19 protein-coding genes are annotated in these 21,625 nt (G+C 64.3%); 11 read left to right on the plus strand and 8 right to left on the minus strand.

Annotated elements, in window-relative coordinates; all coding sequences use genetic code 11:
- Positions 1-99 precede the first annotated feature (99 nt).
- On the plus strand, positions 100-1,206 hold the full coding sequence (locus ABIE20_RS08615) for an NADH:flavin oxidoreductase/NADH oxidase (RefSeq protein ID WP_429504378.1): 1,107 nt from the start codon (positions 100-102) through the stop codon (positions 1,204-1,206).
- A gap of 54 nt (positions 1,207-1,260) precedes the next feature.
- Here the strand turns inward: ABIE20_RS08615 and ABIE20_RS08620 are convergent, their stop codons facing one another.
- The 8 genes from ABIE20_RS08620 to ydcS form a co-directional block, all read right to left on the minus strand.
- On the minus strand, positions 1,261-1,593 hold the full coding sequence (locus ABIE20_RS08620; protein ID WP_429504380.1) for a type II toxin-antitoxin system HicB family antitoxin: 333 nt from the start codon (positions 1,591-1,593) through the stop codon (positions 1,261-1,263).
- Positions 1,590-1,760 carry a type II toxin-antitoxin system HicA family toxin gene (locus ABIE20_RS08625; protein ID WP_429504382.1) on the minus strand — a complete coding sequence of 57 codons (171 nt, stop codon included), beginning with the start codon at positions 1,758-1,760 and terminating at the stop codon, positions 1,590-1,592. Before ABIE20_RS08625 ends, ABIE20_RS08620 begins: the two co-directional genes overlap by 4 nt.
- Positions 1,761-1,922: 162 nt before the next feature.
- The gene (locus tag ABIE20_RS08630) at positions 1,923-3,785 is read right to left on the minus strand and encodes an NAD(P)-binding protein (RefSeq protein WP_429504383.1); all 1,863 of its coding nucleotides are present in this window, start codon (positions 3,783-3,785) and stop codon (positions 1,923-1,925) included.
- A gap of 13 nt (positions 3,786-3,798) precedes the next feature.
- Positions 3,799-5,223, minus strand: a complete 1,425-nt coding sequence (locus tag ABIE20_RS08635) for a gamma-aminobutyraldehyde dehydrogenase (RefSeq protein WP_429504385.1) — start codon at positions 5,221-5,223, stop codon at positions 3,799-3,801.
- An 18-nt stretch (positions 5,224-5,241) separates the two neighbouring features.
- A complete protein-coding gene (locus ABIE20_RS08640) occupies positions 5,242-6,048 on the minus strand; it encodes an ABC transporter permease (RefSeq protein WP_429504387.1) in 807 nt (268 codons plus the stop codon).
- Positions 6,038-6,976, minus strand: coding sequence for an ABC transporter permease (locus ABIE20_RS08645; RefSeq protein ID WP_429504389.1), 939 nt, complete (start codon positions 6,974-6,976; stop codon positions 6,038-6,040). The genes ABIE20_RS08640 and ABIE20_RS08645 overlap by 11 nt, the downstream gene beginning before the upstream one ends.
- Before the next feature lies 1 nt (position 6,977).
- Positions 6,978-8,018 (minus strand): ABC transporter ATP-binding protein, encoded by a 1,041-nt coding sequence (locus ABIE20_RS08650; RefSeq protein WP_429504390.1) that lies wholly within the window; start codon positions 8,016-8,018, stop codon positions 6,978-6,980.
- A gap of 72 nt (positions 8,019-8,090) precedes the next feature.
- Positions 8,091-9,242, minus strand: coding sequence for a putative ABC transporter substrate-binding protein YdcS (ydcS, locus tag ABIE20_RS08655; RefSeq protein WP_429504392.1), 1,152 nt, complete (start codon positions 9,240-9,242; stop codon positions 8,091-8,093).
- Between the two features lie 152 nt (positions 9,243-9,394).
- On the opposite strand from ydcS, the gene ABIE20_RS08660 reads away from it, so the two are divergent.
- From ABIE20_RS08660 to lysS, 10 genes are all read left to right on the plus strand, one after another.
- Entirely contained in the window at positions 9,395-10,114 is a 720-nt protein-coding gene (locus ABIE20_RS08660; protein ID WP_429504394.1) for a tellurite resistance TerB family protein, read from the plus strand.
- A gap of 130 nt (positions 10,115-10,244) precedes the next feature.
- Positions 10,245-11,867 (plus strand): methyl-accepting chemotaxis protein, encoded by a 1,623-nt coding sequence (locus tag ABIE20_RS08665; RefSeq protein ID WP_429504395.1) that lies wholly within the window; start codon positions 10,245-10,247, stop codon positions 11,865-11,867.
- Between the two features lie 7 nt (positions 11,868-11,874).
- Positions 11,875-12,405 carry a chemotaxis protein CheW gene (locus ABIE20_RS08670; protein WP_429504397.1) on the plus strand — a complete coding sequence of 177 codons (531 nt, stop codon included), beginning with the start codon at positions 11,875-11,877 and terminating at the stop codon, positions 12,403-12,405.
- Positions 12,402-13,670 carry a CheR family methyltransferase gene (locus ABIE20_RS08675; protein WP_429504399.1) on the plus strand — a complete coding sequence of 423 codons (1,269 nt, stop codon included), beginning with the start codon at positions 12,402-12,404 and terminating at the stop codon, positions 13,668-13,670. Before ABIE20_RS08670 ends, ABIE20_RS08675 begins: the two co-directional genes overlap by 4 nt.
- Positions 13,667-14,332, plus strand: a complete 666-nt coding sequence (locus ABIE20_RS08680; RefSeq protein ID WP_429504401.1) for a chemotaxis protein CheW — start codon at positions 13,667-13,669, stop codon at positions 14,330-14,332. The genes ABIE20_RS08675 and ABIE20_RS08680 overlap by 4 nt, the downstream gene beginning before the upstream one ends.
- Entirely contained in the window at positions 14,329-16,614 is a 2,286-nt protein-coding gene (locus tag ABIE20_RS08685) for a hybrid sensor histidine kinase/response regulator (RefSeq protein ID WP_429504403.1), read from the plus strand. The genes ABIE20_RS08680 and ABIE20_RS08685 overlap by 4 nt, the downstream gene beginning before the upstream one ends.
- On the plus strand, positions 16,611-17,624 hold the full coding sequence (locus ABIE20_RS08690) for a chemotaxis response regulator protein-glutamate methylesterase (protein ID WP_429504405.1): 1,014 nt from the start codon (positions 16,611-16,613) through the stop codon (positions 17,622-17,624). The genes ABIE20_RS08685 and ABIE20_RS08690 overlap by 4 nt, the downstream gene beginning before the upstream one ends.
- A gap of 51 nt (positions 17,625-17,675) precedes the next feature.
- Positions 17,676-18,680, plus strand: coding sequence for a diguanylate cyclase (locus tag ABIE20_RS08695; RefSeq protein ID WP_429504407.1), 1,005 nt, complete (start codon positions 17,676-17,678; stop codon positions 18,678-18,680).
- 153 nt (positions 18,681-18,833) lie between these two features.
- Positions 18,834-19,929, plus strand: a protein-coding gene (prfB, locus tag ABIE20_RS08700; protein ID WP_429504409.1) for a peptide chain release factor 2 whose coding sequence is annotated in 2 segments (ribosomal slippage) — positions 18,834-18,905 and positions 18,907-19,929 — 1,095 coding nt in all. Because the reading frame shifts where the segments join, the coding sequence is not laid out codon by codon here.
- Positions 19,930-20,022: 93 nt separating this feature from the next.
- Positions 20,023-21,525, plus strand: a complete 1,503-nt coding sequence (lysS, locus tag ABIE20_RS08705; RefSeq protein ID WP_429504411.1) for a lysine--tRNA ligase — start codon at positions 20,023-20,025, stop codon at positions 21,523-21,525.
- Positions 21,526-21,625: the final 100 nt, after the last annotated feature.

Raw genomic sequence — 21,625 nt, forward strand, 5'->3', positions numbered from 1 at the left:
TCTAGGCTTCGAAAGATGGGTCGAAGAACCTGCGGGGAAGATTCTGTAGTCGGCCGGTCAACTACCTGGAGCCTTACCACTTGATTTGAGAGGTGCCCCATGAGCCTGCTGCTTGAACCGTACACCCTGCGCCAGCTGATCCTGCCCAACCGCATAGCCGTCTCACCCATGTGCCAGTATTCCAGTGTCGACGGCCTGGCCAATGACTGGCACCTGGTGCACCTGGGCAGCCGCGCGGTGGGTGGTGCCGGGCTGATTTTCACTGAAGCCACTGCCGTGACCGCTGACGGGCGCATTAGCGCCCAGGACCTGGGCTTGTGGGACGACGCACAGATCCCGCCACTGCAGCGCATCACCCGATTCATCACCGCCCAGGGCGCGGTGCCAGGCGTTCAACTGGCCCATGCTGGGCGCAAGGCCAGCACCCATCGGCCGTGGCTGGGCAAGCATGGCAGCGTCAAGGTGGAGGATGGCGGCTGGGTGCCAGTGGGGCCCTCGAAGATTGCTTTCGACCCGGAGCACACCGCACCCACTGAACTGAGCGAAGCGCAGATCGGCGAGATCATCCAGGCCTTTGTCGCTGCCGCGCGGCGCGCCCTTGAGGCAGGCTTCAAGGTGGTCGAAGTGCATGCCGCCCATGGTTACCTGTTGCACCAGTTCCTGTCGCCATTGAGCAACCAGCGCCGTGACCAGTACGGCAGCTGCTTCGAAAACCGCATCCGCCTGACCCTGCAAGTGACCGAAGCGGTGCGCGAGGTGTGGCCGGCCGAATTGCCGGTGTTCGTGCGGCTTTCGGCCACCGATTGGGTCGAAGATGGCTGGAACCCGGATGAGACTGTGGAGCTGGCCAAGCGCCTGCGCAAATTAGGCGTGGACCTGATCGACGTGTCCTCTGGCGGCACTTCGGTAAAAGCCGAGATCCCCACCGGGCCGGGTTATCAAACCCAGTTCGCGGCCAAAGTGCGGGAAGAGGCGGGGATCGCCACCGGGACGGTGGGGATGATTACCGACCCGATGCAGGCTGAAACCATCTTGCGTACCGCGCAGGCCGATATCATCTTCCTCGCCCGCGAACTACTGCGCGACCCGTACTGGCCGCTGCACGCCGACGACGACCTGGGCGGCAACAAGGCGGTGTGGCCGGCACAGTATCAACGGGCTACCAGTCGCGAGCAGCCGATACATGAGTCTGATTTGCGTGATTGACTGAGTTGCCAGTGCTTTGTGCTCGATCGCCGGGCAAGGCCCTGCGATCGGTCCTCAGGCATGTGCGGCCTGGCTCAATACATCGCAGACCCACTGGTTGATGCTCTTGTCTGCCAATTCAGCTTTTTGCGCGACGCTGGCATGCAGCGTCGGCTCAAGGCGCAAGCTCAATTTCCCCGAGTAAGCTTTCTGTGGCTCACGTCCCAGACGTGCGCAGGTATCAAGGTAATCATCCACGGCTTCTTCGAAGGCGCTGCGCAACTGCGGGACCGATTGCGCGTGAAAGCCGATCACATCGCGTATACCGGCGACATGGCCAATCAGCAATTGGTCTTCATCGCTGTATTCAATACGGGCGGCGTAGCCCTTGTAGTTCATGACATTCATGGGGTCACTCCTGCCTGCTCCAGAAAGCACCGCGCATCGCGGATCTGATAAGGCTTGGCATCTTTATCCGGATGAGGGCGATGGAACGTCGCGATCACGCCATTGAGTTCAAAGCGCACGCGTGAACCTCTGCCTTCGATTACCCGGGCTCGCGCACCGACCAACATAGATTCGATGCGAGCCCCTTCAAGATTGTTGGGTATCGGTTTGCTGAAGATCGACTTCAGCCCTGATGATTATTCATGGTATCAGGTTATGATACCGTCGGCGATGCAGCAATGGGATGTCCGTAGGGCGAAGCCTCAACGGATGAAGGAGGTTTCCTGGATTTAGGCCAATTCCCCCACCGCCCGCCACGCCTCATCAATCGCCGCATGGGCATAGGCGCTCCAGGCCGCGTCCGAGTTGGCGATGCTGACCTTGCCCACCGGCTGGCGCGCCAGTTCCATCCACTGCTCGATCTGCGCCGGGTCGTCGTAGAGGGTATTGGTGGAGCAGGCATAACCATGGGGCCAGCGGTTGACCGTGATCGCCAGGATGTCCTTGTTGTGGTCAAAGCCGCCAGGGCCCAGCATGCGTTGCAACTGCTCGCGCAACTGGCGTTCCAGCACCTCGAATGAGGTGCCGTACAGGCGCCCGCGTCCGGCACGGGCCTGGTCGCGGCTGTTCATGCCGCTGTCGGGGCTGGTCGGGACTAACACCATGTGCAGGCCGATGGGCTGCGCCGGGTCGCGTGGATGCTCGTAGCCGCCGAGGCTTACCGGGTAGTCGAGCTTGATCCGGCTGTAGGGCTGGGTGGCGGCGTAGATTTCGTGCACGCCAAGCTTCTGGAACGCCTGCCAGTTGCGCACGATGACCTTGGTGTACACCAGCGGGAACTTGACGTTCTGGCTCAGGGCATGGGCCTGTGCGGCCGACAGGTCGCGCAGCAGGTAGGGGATCATCATGTTGTAGCAGGCCAGGATGCAGTGCTTGCCGCGCACCCGGGCCAGTTGCCCGGCGCGGCTGTAGCCGACATCGACCCCGCCCGCGACGTTGCGCACGCTCACCGCGGTGCTGTTCAGGCGCAGGCGTACTGGCTGCCCGGCGCGGTCGAGCTGGCTGTAGTCGAAGTGGGCGAGGACGATGTCTTCCATGCTCTGGCCCGGCGCCACCGATGGCACCAGGCTGCGCACCAGCAGGCGTGCCAGCGAGGCGTTGCCGTCGGGGAAGTGGTAGATGTAGGGCTCTTCCATCTCCGCCTTGGCTTCCTCGCTAAGCGGCGCCAGGTTCATCGCGGCAAAGCCCGGGAAGCCGACAGAGTAGGCGTCGGCAGCGGCGACGGCATCAATGCCCACGGCCATGAAGTCGTTGCCGCGGCCCTGGAAGTACTTGACTGCCCTGGCCGACAGGCCGACGTCCTTGAGCAGGAAGTCGCGGTAGCTGGTGCGCTCCAGATAGGCGGTCTTGTCTTCCAGCGACTTGCCGGCCAGATAATCCCGGGGCGCCTGGTGCAGATCGATCAGGGCCTTGCGATCACTTGCCGGCAGGGGGAAGTCGTTGATGAAGTCGGCGATCGGGCGGGCATTGAGCTGCACCGGGGCGATGTCGTCGGCAACCATCGGTGTCGGGTCGCCAGTGACCAGCTTGTCTTCACCGAAGGTCTCCTGGTCGAAGAACACCGCGCGCGACAGGCCCAGGTTCGGGTAGAAACTGCGGTCAAAGGCAGTCTCGAAGCGCTTGATATCCACGCCGAGTTTTTCCAGCAGGCCGTTGACCTCCTTGCTGTACAGGTGATTGGGCGACTGCAAGGCTTCACTGCCGCCGTAGCCGAGGATCATTCGCCCGCCGGCGCTGAACTCGTTGCGTTTGGCGTGGCCGCCGAAGTCGTCGTGGTTTTCGAGGATCAGGATCTTCGCGGCGGGATGTTTCTCGCGGTAGAAAAACGCCGCCGCCAGGCCGCTGATCCCGCCGCCGACCACCACCAGGTCGTATTCCTCGCTGATCGGCAGGGCGTCGGTGGCGAAGGTCTTTTTCTCCCAGCCCATCTGGTGGGCGACTTCGAAGGCGCCGGCATGGCTGCCGCGCAAACCGGTCAAGGCCGGTGGGTAATAGCGCCCGCTGGGGGCAGCCTGAAGCAGTTGCAGCGGGGTCAGGCCCGCTGCAACGCCGATGGCGACTCCATTGATGAAGTCGCGTCGGGTGATTTCCATGGGTGTCCTTACCTTAATGTTTGAACATCACATGCCGGACGCAGGTGTAGTCCTCCAGTCCATACATGGACATATCCTTGCCATAGCCGGATAGTTTCTGACCGCCATGGGGCATTTCGCTGACCAGCATAAAGTGCGTGTTGACCCAGGTACAGCCGTACTGCAGGCGCGCCGAGACGCGGTGGGCACGGCCGACGTCAGCGGTCCACAGCGACGAGGCCAGGCCGTAGTCGGAATCGTTGGCCCAGGCCAGGGCCTGGTCTTCATCGTCGAAGCGGGTCACCGAGACCACCGGCCCGAACACTTCGCGGCGCACGATTTCGTCATCCTGCTGGGCATCGGCCAGCACGGTGGGTTCGAAGAAAAAGCCGTCACCGGCCACCGCCTTGCCACCGGTGACCAGACGAATATGCGGCTGGGCAACCGCCCGTTCGACCATGGCCGCCACCCGGTCGCGGTGCTGGGCGGTGATCAGCGGGCCGAGCTCGGTGTCCGGGTCGTTCTGCAGGCCATGCTTGATGCTGGCCACGGCCTTGCCGAGCTTCTCGACGAATTTCTCGTAGATGCCGCTCTGGACATAGATGCGGCAAGCGGCCGTGCAATCCTGGCCGGCGTTGTAGAAGCCGAAGGTGCGGATGCCGTCGACGGCGGCGTCGATATCGGCGTCGTCGAAAATGATCACCGGGGCCTTGCCGCCCAGCTCCATGTGCATGCGCTTCACGCTGTCGGCGGTGCTGGCGATGATGTTGGCGCCGGTGGCAATGGAGCCGGTCAGCGACACCATGCGCACTTTCGGGTGGGTCACCAGCGGCGTGCCGACACTCGGGCCGCGGCCGAAAAGAATGTTCAGCACGCCAGCCGGCAACAGCTCGCTGGCAAGTTCTGCCAGCCGCAGTGCAGTCAGCGGCGTTTGCTCCGACGGCTTGAGCACCACGGTGTTGCCGGCGGCCAGCGCCGGGGCGATCTTCCAAGCGACCATCATCAACGGGTAGTTCCACGGCGCGATTGAGGCGACCACGCCCAGCGGGTCGCGGCGCACCATCGAAGTATGCCCCGGCAGGTATTCACCAGCGGCCGAACCGCCGAGGCAGCGGCTGGCGCCGGCAAAAAAGCGGAACACATCGGCGATGGCCGGGATTTCGTCATTGAGCGCGGCGGCGTAAGGCTTGCCGCAGTTGTCCGACTCCAGCCGGGCCAGCTCTTCGCCGTGGGCCTCGATAGCGTCGGCAAGTTTGAGCAGCACTAGCGAGCGGTCTTTGGGCGTGGTCTGCGACCAGCTGTCAAAAGCCCGGTCGGCGGCGCGCACGGCAGCATCGACCTGGGCCTCGCTGGCCTCGTTGACTTCCACCAGCACGCTGCCCAGCGCCGGGTTGAGCACCGCGTAGCCTGCGCCTTCGCCGTCCACCAGTTGGCCGTTGATCAACAGTCGGGTTTGCATGGTCCAGTCCTCCAGGAGTTATTTGCCGCTGCCGGCTACGCTTTCGCCGCCGCGGGTCAGGTAATAGGCGCCGAGGATCGGCAGCATGGTCACCAGCATCACCAGCATGGCCACCACGTTGGTGACCGGCACGTCGCGCGGCCGGCTCAACTGGTTGAGCAGCCAGATTGGCAGGGTGCGTTCGTGGCCTGCGGTAAAGGTGGTGACGATGATTTCATCGAACGACAAGGCAAAGGCCAGCATGCCGCCTGCCAGCAATGCCGAACCGAGGTTGGGCAGAACGATGTAGCGAAAGGTCTGCCAGCCGTCGGCGCCCAGGTCCATCGATGCCTCGATCAGGCTCTGCGAGGTGCGCCGCAGGCGGGCGATGACATTGTTGTAGACGATCACCACGCAGAAGGTGGCGTGACCGACGACGATGGTGAAAATACCCGGCTCTATGCCCAGGGTCTTGAATGCCGAGAGCAGGGCGATGCCGGTGATGATCCCGGGCAGGGCGATGGGCAGGATCAGCATCAGCGAAATGCTCTCCTTGCCGAAAAAGCTGCGCCGGTACAGCGCCGCCGAGGCCAGGGTGCCGAGCACCAGGGCGATCAATGTCGCCAGGCAGGCGACCTGCAGCGACAGCTTGATCGACTCCAGCACGTCCGGGCGCGCAAACGCCACGCTGAACCACTTCAGGGTCAAGCCCTGGGGCGGAAAGCTGAAGGCGGCATCCTCGGTGTTGAAGGCATAAAGAAAGATGATCAGGATCGGGAAGTGCAGGAACACCAGCCCGCCCCAGGCCGCCAGGCGCAGGCCGATCGAGGCGCGGTCAGAGTGCATCGAAGGCCCCCAGGCGTTTGACCATGGACAGGTACACGGCGATCAGCACGATTGGCACCAGGGTAAAGGCCGCGGCCATGGGCATGTTGCCGATGGCGCCTTGCTGGGCGTAGACCATGCTGCCGATGAAGTAGCCGGGCGGGCCGACCAGTTGCGGGACGATGAAATCGCCCAGGGTCAGCGAGAAGGTGAAGATCGAGCCTGCGGCGATGCCCGGCACCGACAGCGGCAGGATCATCTGCATGAAGGTCTGCCGCGGGCGCGCGCCAAGGTCCGCTGAGGCTTGCAGCAACGACGGCGGCAGGCGCTCCAGCGAAGCCTGGATCGGCAGGATCATGAACGGCAGCCAGATGTACACGAACACCAGGAAGCGCCCCAGGTGCGAGGTCGACAGGGTGCTGCCGCCCACCCCGGGAATACCGAGGATGAACTGCAACACCGGTCCCAGGTTGAGCTGCTGGACGAACCACTGGGCGACGCCACCCTTGGCCAGCAGCAAGGTCCAGGCGTAGGCCTTGACGATGTAGCTGGCCCACATCGGCATCATCACCGCGATATAGAAGAACGCCTTGGTTTTGCCGCTGGTGTAGCGGGCCATGTAGTAGGCGATGGGAAAAGCCAGCACGGCGCTGGCCAGCGACACGGCGATGGCCATGCCCAGGGTGCGCAGGATGATGTCGAAGTTCGACGGGTTGAACAGCGCGGCGAAGTTGCCCAGGGTCAGGTCGGGGGTGACCGCCATGGTGAAGTCGTCGAAGGTGTAGAAACCCTGCCACAGCAGGCTCAGCAGCGACCCCAGGTAAATCGCGCCGAACCAGATCAGCGGCGGCACCAGCAGCAGTGCCAGGTACAGGTTGGGGCGCCGGTAGAGCAGGGTGGAGAAGCGCCGCATGGCGCTCGGCGCGCGGCTTGCCAGGGCCTGGGCCATCTCAGCGGCCCTCGCCGGGCATGGTTTCCTGCAGCGCCGTCATCGCCTCGCGGGCCCAGCGCGCCTGCAGGCGCTGGCCGGGCTGCCAGGGCGCGGCGTGTTCCTGCCACTGGTTGTTGGCCTGGCTGATGCTCAGCAGTTGGCCGTTGTCCAGTTGCAGTTCGTAGCGGGTGGCGCTGCCCTGGTACTGGATATCGTGGAGCAGGCCGCTGACCTGGATTTCGTCGCTGGCCGGCGGCTGGTCGCCAAGGCGGATGTGTTCCGGACGGATCGAGAACGGCAGCTGGCTGCCATTGAGTTGCTGCGCCAGGGCGCCGCGCAGCACGTTAGAGGTGCCGACGAACTCGGCGACGAAAGTGGTCGCCGGCTTCATGTACAGGTTGCGTGGAGTGTCGACCTGCTCGATGCGGCCGCGGTTGAACACCGCGACGCGGTCCGACATCGACAGCGCCTCGGTCTGGTCATGGGTGACAAAGATGAAGGTGATGCCCAGTTGGCGCTGCAGTTTTTTCAGTTCGCCCTGCATCTGTTCGCGCAGTTTCAGGTCCAGCGCTCCCAGCGGTTCATCGAGCAGCAGCACCCGCGGACGGTTGACCAGCGCCCGCGCCAGGGCCACGCGCTGGCGCTGGCCGCCAGACAGTTGCACCGGCTTGCGCTGGCCATAGCCGGCCAGGGCAACCATGGCCAGGGCTTCTTCGGCGCGGGCATGGCGTTCGGCCTTGGCCACGCCCTTGACCTTGAGGCCATAGGCGACGTTGTCGCGTACGTTCATGTGTGGGAACAGCGCGTAGTCCTGGAACACCGTGTTGACGTCGCGTTGGTAGGGCGGCAACCCCGCCGCCTCTTCACCGTGGATATGGATCGACCCGGCACTGGGGTGCTCGAAGCCTGCGATCAGGCGCAGGCAGGTGGTCTTGCCCGAACCCGAAGGCCCGAGCATCGAGAAAAACTCGCCGTCGTGGATGTCGACCGATACCTGGTCAACGGCCCTGACCTCGCCAAAGGTGCGCGAGACATTGGTGAACTGCACTGCAAGGGTCATGGTGCGAAGCTCCAGCAAGAGGGAGCAAGCCCGTGTTTTCAGGTGGGAGCGGGCTTGCCCCGCGATAGGGCCCTAGCGGCCGCCCATGATCGCAATATAGTCCTGGGTCCAGCGGCTATAGGGCACGAACTTGCCGCCTTCAGCCTGCGGGGTCTTCCAGAAGGCGATCTTGTCGAACTGGTCGAAACCATTGGTCTTGCAGCCCTCGGCACCGAGCAGTTCGCTGCCGGTGCAAGCCGCCGGCACCGCTGGCAGTGAGCCGAACCAGGCCGCTACGTCACCCTGGACCTTGGGCTGCAGCGACCAGTCCATCCACTTGTAGGCGCAGTTGGGGTGCTTGGCCTCGCTGTGCAGCATGGTGGTGTCGGCCCAGCCGGTGGCACCTTCCTTGGGAATGGTCGAGGCCACCGGCTGCTTGTCGGCTTGCAGGCCATTGACCATGTAGCCCCAGGAGCTGGAGGCGACTACGCCTTCGTTCTTGACGTCACTCATCTGCACTGTGGCGTCGTGCCAGTAGCGGTGGATCAGCGGCTGTTGCTGGCGCAGCAGGTCGAGCACCGCCTTGTATTGGGTTTCGTTCAGTTCGTAGGGGTTCTGGATGCCCAGTTCGGGCTTGGCCGATTTCAGGTACAGCGCCGCATCGGCGATGTAGATCGGCCCGTCGTAGGCCTGCACCCGGCCTTTGTTGGGCTTGCCGTCGGGCAGATCCTGGGGCTCGAACACCACCCCCCAGCTGCTGGGCGCCTGCTTGAATACATTGGTGTTGTACAGCAGCACGTTCGGGCCCCACTGGTACGGCGTGCCGTACACCTGCTGGTTGACCACGTACCAGGCGCCGTCCTTGAGCCGTGGGTCGAGGTTCTTCCAGTTGGGGATCAGCGCCGTGTTGATCGGCTGTACGCGCTTGCCGGCGATCAGCCGCAGCGAGGCGTCACCGGAGGCGGTGACCAGGTCGTAACCGCCCTTGGTCATCAGGCTGACCATCTCGTCAGAGGTGGCGGCGGTCTTGACGCTGACTTTGCAGCCGGTGTCTTTCTCGAAGCCGGTCACCCAGTCGTAGGCCTTGTCGCTTTCACCGCGCTCGATGTAACCCGGCCAGGCAACGATATCCAGCTGGCCTTCGCCGGCGCCCACGGCTTTCAAGGGTTCGGCGCCCTGCAGGCTGGCGCTGGCCAGCAGGGCGGTGCTCAGGGCGCAGAGCGTGGCGGTCTTGTGCACGAACATGGTGTTCCCTCTTGTTGGAATTATCTCGGGGCGGTGAAAGTGCAGGTATAGCTGGTTTAAGCGTAGGCAACATCTGGAAGCAAATGCATTCAGCTTCGCTTCAGCCAGCGGCAGTACTCTTTGGGCTTCTTTCCTCCCCATGGAGATGCCCCATGAACACCCGTGGCTTGCTCGATCAACTGCTCAAATCCGGCCAGGACCTGCTGCAGAACCAGGGCGGCAAAAGCCCCGCCGGCAAATCCGGCGGCCTTGGCGACCTGCTCGGCGGCAAGGGCGGTGGTGGCCTGGGCAGCCTGCTCTCAGGTGCCGGTGGCGGTGCCCTGGCGGCAGGGGCGATGGGCTTGCTGCTGGGCAACAAAAAGGCTCGCAAGTACGGCGGCAAGGCCCTGACCTACGGCGGCCTGGCGGCCCTCGGGGTGATCGCCTACAAGGCCTACGGCAACTGGCAGGCCAAGCAGGGCGCCGCCGTACAGGGCGAGCCGCAAACCCTCGACCGCCTGCCGCCGGCCCAGGTCGAGCAGCACAGCCAGGCGATCCTCAAGGCGCTGGTGGCGGCGGCCAAGTCCGATGGTCATGTCGATGAACGCGAGCGGGCGCTGATTGAGGGCGAATTCGTCAAGCTGTCCAGCGACCAGGAGCTGCAACACTGGCTGCACGCCGAGCTGAACAAACCGCTGGACCCGGCCGATGTCGCCCGCGCCGCCAGCACCCCGGAAATGGCCGCCGAAATGTACATTGCCAGTGTCATGCTGGTAGACGAAGAACATTTCATGGAGCGTGCCTACCTGGACGAACTGGCGCGCCAGCTCAAGCTTGATCCGGCGCTCAAGAGCGAGCTGGAAAACCAGGTAAAGATTGCCGCCAGTCAATGAAACCGGGCTAATGGCCAGTATCTAGCCCGTTTGGCCCGATCCAGCCGTTAAGTCAGCCGCAAATGCGCGCAGCCGCTGGGCTATACTCTGCCCATTTTTCCTGCTCGCGTAGAACACTTGAGGGCTGACTGTGAAAAACTGGACCTTGCGCCAACGGATCCTGGCGAGCTTCGCCGTGATTATCGCCATCATGTCGCTGATGGTGGTCGCCGCCTATTCGCGACTGGTGGCCATAGAATCCGGCGAGGAAGCGGTGCGAACCGACAGCATCCCCGGGGTTTACTACAGCTCCATGATCCGCAGCGCCTGGGTCGACAGCTATGTACTGACCCAGCAACTGGTGGGCCTGAGCGACCACCGCGAGATCACCTCGGCCGACATGGAGCTGTACAAGGGCTTTGAAGAGCGCCTCAAGCAGCACATGGCCAGCTACCAGGAGACCATTCGCGAGAAGGACGACCAGGCCAGCTTCGACCAGTTCGGACAGCTCGAAGCCGCCTACCTGAAAGCGGTGGATACCGTACTGGAAGCCTACCGCAAGAAGGATTACCCCGAGGCACAGCGCCTGCTCGCCGAGGTGCTGACCCCGGCCTGGGTCGATGGCCGCAAGCACTTGAACGGGGTGATCGAGCGCAACCGTCACTCGGCCGAATCCGCCACCGACTCCATCGTCAGCGCCGTGGCCACGGCCAAGTTCAGCATGATCGTCTCGCTGCTGCTGGCCATCGTTGCCGCGACCATCTGCGGCCTGGTGCTGATGCGGGCCATCACCGCACCGATGCAGCGTATCGTCCATGCCCTGGACAAGCTCAGCGGCGGCGACCTCAGCGTGCGCCTGAACCTGGACCGCAAGGACGAGTTCGGCGCGGTCGAAACCGGCTTCAACGAAATGATGGGCGAACTGACCAACCTGGTGTCCCAGGCCCAGCGTTCGTCGGTGCAGGTCACTACCTCGGTGACCGAGATCGCCGCCACCTCCAAGCAGCAACAGGCTACCGCTACCGAAACCGCCGCCACTACCACTGAAATCGGCGCCACTTCGCGGGAAATCGCCGCGACTTCCCGCGACCTGGTCCGGACCATGACCGAAGTCACCTCGGCCGCCGACCAGGCCTCGATCCTTGCCGGCTCCGGCCAGCAGGGCCTGGCGCGCATGGAAGAAACCATGCACCAGGTGATGGGCGCAGCCGACCTGGTCAACAACAAACTGGCGATCCTCAACGAGAAGGCCGGCAACATCAACCAGGTGGTGGTGACCATCGTCAAGGTCGCCGACCAGACCAACCTGCTCTCGCTCAACGCCGCCATCGAGGCGGAAAAAGCCGGTGAGTACGGCCGTGGTTTCGCCGTGGTCGCCACCGAAGTGCGGCGCCTGGCCGACCAGACCGCCGTTGCTACCTACGACATCGAGCAGATGGTTCGCGAGATCCAGTCGGCGGTGTCGGCCGGGGTCATGGGCATGGACAAGTTCTCCGAGGAAGTGCGCCGCGGCATGTTCGAGGTGCAGCAGGTTGGCGAGCAGCTGACTCAGATCATTCACCAGGTCCAGGCCCTGGCGCCGCGGGTGCTGATGGTCAATGAAGGCATGCAGGCCCAGGCCACCGGCGCCGAACAGATCAACCACGCCCTGGCGCAGTTGGGCGATGCCAGCAGCCAGACGGTCGAATCGCTGCGCCAGGCCAGCTTTGCCATCGACGAACTGAGCCAGGTGGCCACCGGCCTGCGTGGCGGCGTGTCGCGGTTCAAAGTCTGACCTGCCGATGAACGACCTACAGCCTCGCCGCAACCAGGATGCGGCCTCCCACGGCACCTTGTACCTGGTGTTTCGCATCGGCGACCAGCGCTTTGCCCTGGACGCCCATGAAGTCGCCGAGGTGCTGCCGCGCCTGCCGCTCAAGCCCATCGCCCAGACCCCGGCCTGGGTGGCCGGGGTGCTGGCGCATCGCGGCGCGCTGGTGCCGGTGATTGACGTCGGCGCCTTGAGTTTCGGCCTGCCGGCGCCGGTGCGCACCAGCACGCGCCTGGTACTGGTGCACTACCGTGCCGACCCGTTGCGCCCACACTTGCTGCTGGGGCTGATCCTCGAACAGGCCACCGATACCCTGCGTTGCGAGCCCGCCGAGTTCCAGCCCTATGGCCTGGACAACCAGCAGGCGCCTTACCTGGGGCCGGTGCGCGAGGATGCCCACGGCCTGCTCCAGCGCATTGGCGTGCAGGACCTGCTCAGCGCCGAGGTGCGCCAGTTGCTGTTTCCGCCTGAGCTGGCGGCGAACGGCGGGGGCCTGGCATGAGCGGCGAACAGCGCTTCTTTCGTTTTTTGCAGGATCGTATTGGCCTGGACGTTGCCTCGGTCGGCGCGCCGATGGTCGAACGCGCCTTGCGTCAGCGCTGCGCGACCCTTGAAGCCCGCGACCTGGATGACTATTGGCTGCGGCTGCAGCAGTCGAGCCAGGAGCAGCAGGCGCTGATCGAAGCGGTGATCGTCCCCGAAACCTGGTTCTTCCGCTATCCGGAGTCGTTCAATGCCCTGCTGACCCTGGCGCGCAAACGCCTGGCCGAGCTGGCTGGCATGCGCCCGCTGCGGATCCTCAGCCTGCCGTGCTCGACCGGTGAAGAGCCGTACTCGATTGCCATGGCCCTGCTCGACGGCGGCTTTGCCTCTCACAGCTTTCGCGTCGACGCCATGGACATCAGCCCCAATTCCATTGGCCGCGCCGAGCAGGCGCTGTATGGGCGCAATTCGTTCCGGGGCTCGCACCTGGATTTTCGCGAGCGGCATTTCAGCGAGACTGACGAAGGCCATAGCCTTGACGAGCGGGTTCGCCAGCAGGTCAAACTGCAGGTCGGCAACGTCTTGGACCCGGCGCTAAAAGCCCGTGAAGGCAGCTACGATTTCGTGTTTTGCCGCAACTTGCTGATCTACTTTGACGTCCCCACCCAGCAGCGGGTGTTCGAGGTGCTCAAAAGTCTGATCCACGAGCAGGGCGTGCTGTTTATCGGCCCGGCCGAAGGTAGCCTGCTGGCGCGCATGGGTATGCGTCCGGTGGGCATTGCCCAGTCGTTTGCCTATGTGCGCCAGGCTGCAATGGACCCGGTGCCGCCCAGCAAGCCGCTGGCTATCCCCCTGCCGTTGACCGTGCCGGTGACGGCGGCCAGCGTGCCGCGCCCGGCGTCGGTGACGCTGCGCAAGATCCAACCGATTGCGCCTGCGCAGGCAAGGCCCGCCGCGCAGGAATCGGCCGGCGAGTTGCTGGCGCAGATCGCCCAGTTGGCCAACGCCGGCAGCAGCGCCGAAGCCCAGGCGGCTTGCGCCCGCTATTTGCAGCAGTACCCGCCCACTGCCCAGGTGTTCTACTGGCTGGGCTTGCTCAGCGACACCGCCGGGGACAGCGGCGAGGCCCTGAGCCACTACCGTAAGGCGTTGTACCTCGACCCCCAGCATCCGGAGGCGCTGGTGCACCTGGCTGCGTTGCTGGCCTCGCAAGGTGATGTCGCAGGCGCCCGGCGCCTGCAGGAGCGGGCCGCACGGCGCGCCGACCGGGAGTCTGAACAATGATGGGTGACAACGACGTGCAACTGGTCGCCAGTGACGCCGCCAGCATCGATGACTGCTGGAACCGTATTGGCGTGCATGGCGACAAGAGCTGCCCGCTGCTCGAAGAACATATTCATTGCCGCAACTGCGATGTTTACGCGGCTGCGGCGACGCGCCTGCTGGACCGCTACTCGCTGTCCCAGGAAGCTCACGAACAGAGCGAGGTGCCTGAGCAAGCCAGTAGTGGCCGCTCGCTGTTGCTGTTTCGCCTGGGCGAGGAGTGGCTGGCACTGGCTACCCGCTGCCTGGTCGAGGTCGCACCGCTGCAGCAGGTACATTCCTTGCCGCACCAGCGCTCGCGGGTGTTGCATGGCGTGGCCAATGTGCGGGGTGCGCTGGTGCCGTGCCTGTCGCTGGGCGATCTGCTTGGCCTTGAAAGCCAGGCTGCGGCGCCAATCTCGGCGCGGATCATGCCGCGCATGCTGATCATCGCCGCTGCCGGCGGCTCGGTGGTGGTCCAGGTCGATGAAGTGGACGGCATCCATGGCCTGGACCCCCGTCGCCTGGAGGCCGAGCAGGGCGAAACCCGTTTTACCGCAGCGGTGCTGCAATGGCGCGGGCGCAGTGTTCGCGTGCTGGATGAAGACCAAGTGCTGTCTGCCGTGAACCGGAGCCTGTCATGACCCCAGAGCAAATGCGCGACGCTTCGTTGCTCGAGCTGTTCAGCCTGGAGGCCGAGGCCCAGACCCAGGTGCTCAGTGCCGGGCTGCTGGCGCTGGAGCGCAACCCGACCCAAGCCGATCAGCTGGAAGCCTGCATGCGTGCGGCCCACTCGCTCAAGGGCGCGGCGCGGATTGTCGGCGTCGATGCCGGGGTCAGCGTCGCCCATGTGATGGAAGACTGCCTGGTCGGCGCCCAGGAAGGCCGGCTGCTGCTGCGCCCGGAACATATCGATGCGCTGTTGCAGGGCACTGACCTGCTGATGCGCATCGCCACCCCGGGCGATGCCAGCATCGACGCTGCGGTTCAGACCTTCCTGGTGCAGATGGCCGCCTTGCTCGACCCCGGTGCGACACCCGCGCCTGCTGTCGCAGCGCCGCCGGCGCTATTGCCGGAACCGGAACCCGAACCCCTGGCGGTCGAGCCGCCAAGCGTAGAACCCGAGCCCGAGGTCGAAGCGGCGCCGGTGCGCAGTGGCAAACGCACGGGCGAGGGTGGCGAGCGGGTCTTGCGCGTGACTGCCGAGCGCCTGAACAGCCTGCTCGACCTGTCGAGCAAATCGCTGGTCGAAACCCAGCGGCTCAAGCCCTACCTGGCTACCCTGCAGCGCCTCAAGCGCATGCATGGGCAAAGTATCCGTGCCCTCGATGGCCTCAAGCAGCAACTGGAAAGCAGCGGCCAGAGCGCGGAAGTCCAGGACGCCCTGGCCCAGGCCCAGCGCCTGCTCGGTGAGACCCAGCAAATTCTGTTGCAGCAAGCCTCCGACCTCGATGAGTTCGGTTGGCAGGCCAGCCAGCGCGCGCAACTGCTGTACGACACCGCGCTGGCCTGTCGCATGCGCCCGTTCGCCGATGTGCTGACCGGGCAAAGCCGCATGGTCCGTGACCTGGGCCGTTCGCTGGGCAAGCAGGTGCGCCTGGAAATTGAAGGCGAGAAGACCCAGGTCGACCGCGACGTACTGGAAAAGCTCGAAGCGCCCTTGACCCACCTGCTGCGCAATGCCGTCGATCACGGCATCGAATCGCCCGAACGGCGCCTGGTGGCCGGCAAGCCACTGGAAGGGCAGATCCGCCTGCGCGCCTCGCACCAGGCCGGGTTGCTGGTGCTTGAGATCAGCGACGATGGCGGCGGCGTCGATCTTGCGCACTTGCGCCAGAGCATCGTCGAGCGCCAGTTGTCGCCCGCCGAAACCGTGGCGCAGATGAGCGAGGCCGAACTGCTGACCTTCCTGTTCTTGCCCGGTTTCAGCCTGCGCGACCGGGTCACCGAGGTGTCCGGACGCGGTGTCGGCCTGGACGCCGTGCAGCACATGGTTCGCCAGTTGCGCGGCTCGATCGAGCTGACCCAGACCAGCGGCCAGGGCAGTTGCTTTCACCTCGAAGTGCCGCTGACCCTGTCGGTGGTGCGCAGCCTGGTGGTCGAGGTTGGCGCCGAAGCCTATGCCTTCCCGCTGGCGCACATCGAGCGCACCCTGGAGCTGCCGGCCGAGGCCATCGTGCAGATCGAGGGCCGCCAGCATTTTTGGCATGAGGGCCGGCATATCGGTTTGGTCGCGGCCAGCCAGTTGCTCAACCGTCCGCCGAGCCAGGGTGAGGGCCAGAGCATCAAGGTGGTGGTGATTCGCGAGCGCGAGATGCTTTATGGTGTGGCGGTCGAGCGCCTGATCGGCGAGCGGGTGCTGGTGGTGATGCCGCTGGACGCGCGCCTGGGCAAGGTTCAGGACATCTCCGCCGGAGCGTTGCTCGACGACGGCGCGGTGGTGCTGATCATCGACGTCGAAGACCTGCTGCGCTCGGTGGAAAAACTCCTCAGTACCGGCCGCCTGGAGCGTATCGAGCGCGGCCAGCGTAGCGTCCGTGAAGCCGCGCGCAAACGCGTGCTGGTGGTCGACGACTCGCTGACGGTGCGCGAGCTGCAACGCAAGCTGCTGAGCAACAAGGGTTATGAAGTGGCCGTCGCAGTAGACGGCATGGACGGCTGGAACGCCTTGCGCAGCGAAGACTTCGACCTGCTGATCACCGACATCGACATGCCGCGCATGGACGGCATCGAGCTGGTCACCCTGTTGCGCCGCGACAGCCGCCTGCAATCCTTGCCGGTGATGGTGGTGTCGTATAAAGACCGCGAAGAAGATCGTCGCCGTGGACTGGACGCCGGGGCCGACTACTATTTGGCAAAGGCCAGTTTTCACGATGATGCCTTGCTCGACGCCGTCGTCGAGTTGATCGGGGGAGCGCAGGGATGAAAATCGCCATCGTCAACGACATGCCCCTGGCCGTGGAGGCCTTGCGCCGGGCGTTGGCATTCGAACCGGCCCACCAGGTGATCTGGGTCGCCAGCAATGGCGCCGAAGCGGTCAAGCTGTGCGCCGAGCAGTTGCCGGACCTGATCCTCATGGACCTGATCATGCCGGTCATGGATGGCGTCGAGGCTACCCGGCGGATCATGGCCGAAACGCCGTGTGCCATCGTGATCGTCACCGTCGACCGCCAGCAGAACGTCCACCGGGTGTTCGAGGCCATGGGCCATGGCGCCCTCGATGTGGTCGACACCCCGGCCCTGGGCGCGGGCGATCCGCGTGAAGCCGCAGCGCCGTTGCTGCGCAAGATCCTCAATATCGGCTGGCTGATCGGCCAGCAGCGCAGCACCCCGACCCGGGCCATGGCCGCGCCGGTGCGAGAAGCCGCGCAGCGCCAGGGCCTGGTCGCCATCGGCTCCTCGGCGGGCGGCCCGGCGGCCCTCGAGGTACTGCTCAAAGGCTTGCCCGGCAGTTTTCCGGCGGCCATCGTGCTGGTCCAGCACGTTGACCAGGTGTTCGCCGCCGGCATGGCCGAATGGCTCAGCAGCGCCTCGGGCCTGGCCGTGCGCCTGGCCCGCGAAGGCGAGCCGCCGCAACCGGGGCAGGTGCTGCTGGCCGGGACCAACCACCACATCCGCCTGCTCAAGAACGGCAACCTGGCCTATACCGCGGAGCCGGTAAACGAGATCTACCGGCCCTCCATCGACGTATTTTTTGAAAGCGTGGCCCGCTACTGGCGCGGCGACGCGGTCGGCGTACTGCTCACCGGCATGGGGCGCGATGGCGCCCAGGGCCTGAAGCTGATGCGCCAACAGGGCTTTCTGACCATCGCCCAGGATCAGCAGAGCAGCGCGGTGTACGGCATGCCCAAGGCAGCCGCCGCGATAGACGCCGCCGTCGAAATTCGCCCACTGGAGCGAATCGCCGCGCGATTGATGGAAATTTTTCCAAAATGACGATATGTATTGAGCCACGCCGGCTGGCCGGCAGTGACCAGGTGACAGCGCATGAATGATTTACCGCTCGACGGTTTTCCGACCATGAACGAAAACTCGGCAATGGTCCTCTTGGTCGACGATCAGGCAATGATCGGCGAGGCGGTGCGGCGTGGCCTGGCTCACGAAGAGAACATCGACTTCCACTTCTGTGCCGACCCGCACCAGGCGGTGGCCCAGGCCGTGCGGATCAAGCCCACGGTGATCCTCCAGGACCTGATCATGCCAGGCCTGGACGGCCTGACCCTGGTGCGCGAGTACCGCAACAACCCGGCCACCCAGGACATCCCGATCATCGTCCTGTCGACCAAGGAAGATCCGCTGGTCAAGAGCGCGGCCTTCGCCGCCGGGGCCAACGACTACCTGGTGAAACTGCCGGACAACATCGAGCTGGTGGCGCGCATCCGTTACCACTCGCGCTCCTACCTGACCCTGCTGCAACGCGACGAGGCCTACCGGGCCCTGCGCGTCAGCCAGCAGCAGTTGCTCGACACCAACCTGGTGCTGCAGCGGCTGATGAACTCCGACGGCCTCACCGGGCTTTCCAACCGTCGCCACTTCGACGAGTACCTGGAACTGGAATGGCGCCGGGCCATGCGTGAGCAGGCGCAGCTGTCGTTGCTGATGATCGACGTCGACTACTTCAAGTCGTTCAACGACACCTTCGGCCACCTGGCTGGTGACGAAGCGCTGCGCAAGGTCGCCGAAGCCATTCGCGCCTCCTGCGCCCGCCCCAGCGACCTGCCGGCCCGTTACGGCGGCGAGGAGTTCGCCCTGGTGCTGCCCAACACCTCGCCGGGCGGCGCGCGCCTGGTCGCGGAAAAACTGCGTCAGACCGTCGCGGCGATGAACATCGCCCACACCATGCCCGACCCCGACTCGGTGCTGACCGTGAGCATCGGCCTGGCGACCCTCACCCCGGGCATCGGCAGCCACTGCCGGCAGTTGATTTCGGCAGCGGACAAAGGCCTGTACCTGGCCAAGAACAACGGCCGCAACCAGGTCGGGGTGGATTGACAGCAGCCACCAGCGGCACGCTACAAGCTGGAAGAAAAACCGCAGCGCCGGGCATTTCTCCGGCCTCTTGTCGCTTGTAGCTTGCCGCTTGAAGCTCTAACTCCGCTATACTCTCCGGCTTTTCTACAGAATACGCACGAGAGCTGCCCGCCCATGGAAATCCAACCGATCCTGAACACCATCAAGGACCTGACCGAGCGCTCCGAGTCCATTCGGGGGTATCTTTGACTACGATCACAAGCATGACCGCCTGATCGAAGTCAACCGCGAGCTCGAAGACCCGAACGTCTGGAACAAGCCCGAGTACGCCCAGGAACTGGGCCGCGAGCGCGCCATGCTGGCGCAGATCGTCGACACCCTGGACAAGATGGCCAACGGCCTGGCCGACTGCCAGGACCTGCTCGACATGGCCGTCGAAGAAAATGACGAAGGCGCCGTGAGCGACGTCATGACCGAGCTGCAAGGCCTGGAAGAAAGCCTGGCCAAGCTCGAGTTCCGCCGCATGTTCAGCGGCGAGATGGACATGAACAACGCTTACCTGGACATTCAGGCAGGTTCCGGTGGCACCGAAGCCCAGGACTGGGCCAACATCCTCCTGCGCATGTACCTGCGCTGGGCCGACAAGCGCGGTTTCGACGCCACCATCATCGAGCTTTCCGAAGGTGAAGTCGCCGGCATCAAGGGCGCCACCGTGCACATCAAGGGCGAGTACGCCTTCGGCTGGCTGCGTACCGAGATCGGCGTGCACCGCCTGGTGCGCAAGAGCCCGTTCGACTCCGGCGCCCGTCGCCACACCTCGTTCTCGGCGGTGTTCGTGTCGCCCGAGATCGACGACAAGGTTGAAATCGACATCAACCCGTCTGACCTGCGCGTTGACACCTACCGCTCCTCGGGCGCCGGTGGTCAGCACGTAAACACCACCGACTCGGCGGTGCGTATCACCCACGTGCCGACCAACACCGTGGTGGCCTGCCAGAACGAACGCTCCCAGCACGCCAACAAGGACACCGCCATGAAAATGCTGCGGGCCAAGTTGTACGAGCTGGAAATGCAGAAGCGCAACGCCGCCTCGCAGGCATTGGAAGACAGCAAGTCGGACATCGGCTGGGGCCACCAGATCCGTTCGTACGTGCTGGATGACTCGCGTATCAAGGACCTGCGCACCGGCGTCGAGCGCAGCGATTGCCAGAAGGTGCTGGACGGCGACCTCGACCAGTACCTGGAAGCGAGCCTCAAGCAGGGGCTGTAAGCCGCACACCACCGCCGCGATGCCCGGCCGCCCGCCGGCATCGCGTGCCCTGCCCGAAAAGGGCAACGAATACCTGATGGAAAAAATGACGACATGAGCGACCTGAAGACCGAATCGCAAGACCTGCAACAGGAAGAAAACAACCTGATCGCGCTGCGCAAGGAAAAACTTGCTGCCGAGCGCGCCAAGGGTAATGCCTTCCCCAACGACTTCCGCCGTGACAGCTACTGCAACGACCTGCAGAAACAGTATGTCGACAAGACCAAGGAAGAGCTGGAAGCTGCAGCGATTCCGGTCAAGGTTGCCGGGCGCATCATGCTCAACCGTGGCTCGTTCATGGTGATCCAGGACATGACCGGGCGCATCCAGGTCTACGTCAACCGCAAGACCCTGCCGGAAGAAACCCTGGCTGCGGTCAAGACCTGGGACCTGGGCGACATCATCGCCGCCGAAGGTACCCTGGCGCGCTCGGGCAAGGGCGACCTGTACGTCGAAATGACCAGCGTGCGCCTGCTGACCAAGTCGCTGCGCCCGCTGCCGGACAAGCACCACGGCCTGACCGATACCGAGCAGCGCTACCGCCAGCGCTACGTCGACCTCATGGTCAACGAGGAAACCCGTCACACCTTCCGCGTTCGCTCGCAGGTCATCGCGCACATCCGCAACTTCCTGATGGCCCGCGACTTCCTCGAAGTCGAGACGCCAATGCTGCAAACCATCCCTGGTGGTGCTGCGGCCAAGCCGTTCGAAACCCACCACAACGCCCTGGACATGCAGATGTTCCTGCGTATCGCCCCGGAGCTGTACCTCAAGCGCCTGGTGGTCGGTGGTTTCGAGAAAGTCTTCGAGATCAACCGCAACTTCCGTAACGAAGGCGTATCGACCCGGCACAACCCCGAGTTCACCATGCTCGAGTTCTACCAGGCCCATGCTGACTACGAAGACAACATGGACCTCACCGAGGAGCTGTTCCGTGAACTGGCCCAGCTGGTTCTGGGCAGCACCGACGTGCCGTACGGCGACAAGGTGTTCCACTTCGGCGAGCCGTTCGTACGCCTGTCGGTGTTCGACTCGATCCTCAAGTACAACCCGGAACTCACCGAAGCCGACCTGCAGGACATCGACAAGGCCCGCGAGATCGCCAAGAAAGCCGGCGCCAAGGTGCTCGGCTTCGAAGGCCTGGGCAAACTGCAGGTGATGATTTTCGAAGAACTGGTCGAGCACAAGCTGGAGCAGCCGCACTTCATCACCCAGTACCCGTTCGAAGTCTCGCCGCTGGCCCGTCGCAACGACGAGAACCCGAACGTCACCGACCGCTTCGAGCTGTTCATCGGTGGCCGTGAAATCGCCAACGCCTATTCCGAGCTCAACGATGCCGAAGACCAGGCCGAGCGCTTCATGGCCCAGGTGGCCGAGAAGAACGCCGGTGACGACGAAGCCATGCACTACGATGCCGACTTCGTCCGTGCCCTGGAATACGGCATGCCGCCAACCGCCGGTGAAGGCATCGGCATCGACCGCCTGGTGATGCTGCTGACCAACTCGCCATCGATTCGCGACGTGATCCTGTTCCCGCACATGCGCCCACAGGCCTGAGCGAACTGAACAAGCCGCCTCCCGGGGCGGCTTTTTCATGCCTGCAAGAAATTCATCGATCGGATCCAACGTTTGGGGTAGACCAGCAGTGACTCCCGCA

Source organism: Pseudomonas sp. 2835 (assembly GCF_050435905.1).
Classification (GTDB): domain Bacteria; phylum Pseudomonadota; class Gammaproteobacteria; order Pseudomonadales; family Pseudomonadaceae; genus Aquipseudomonas.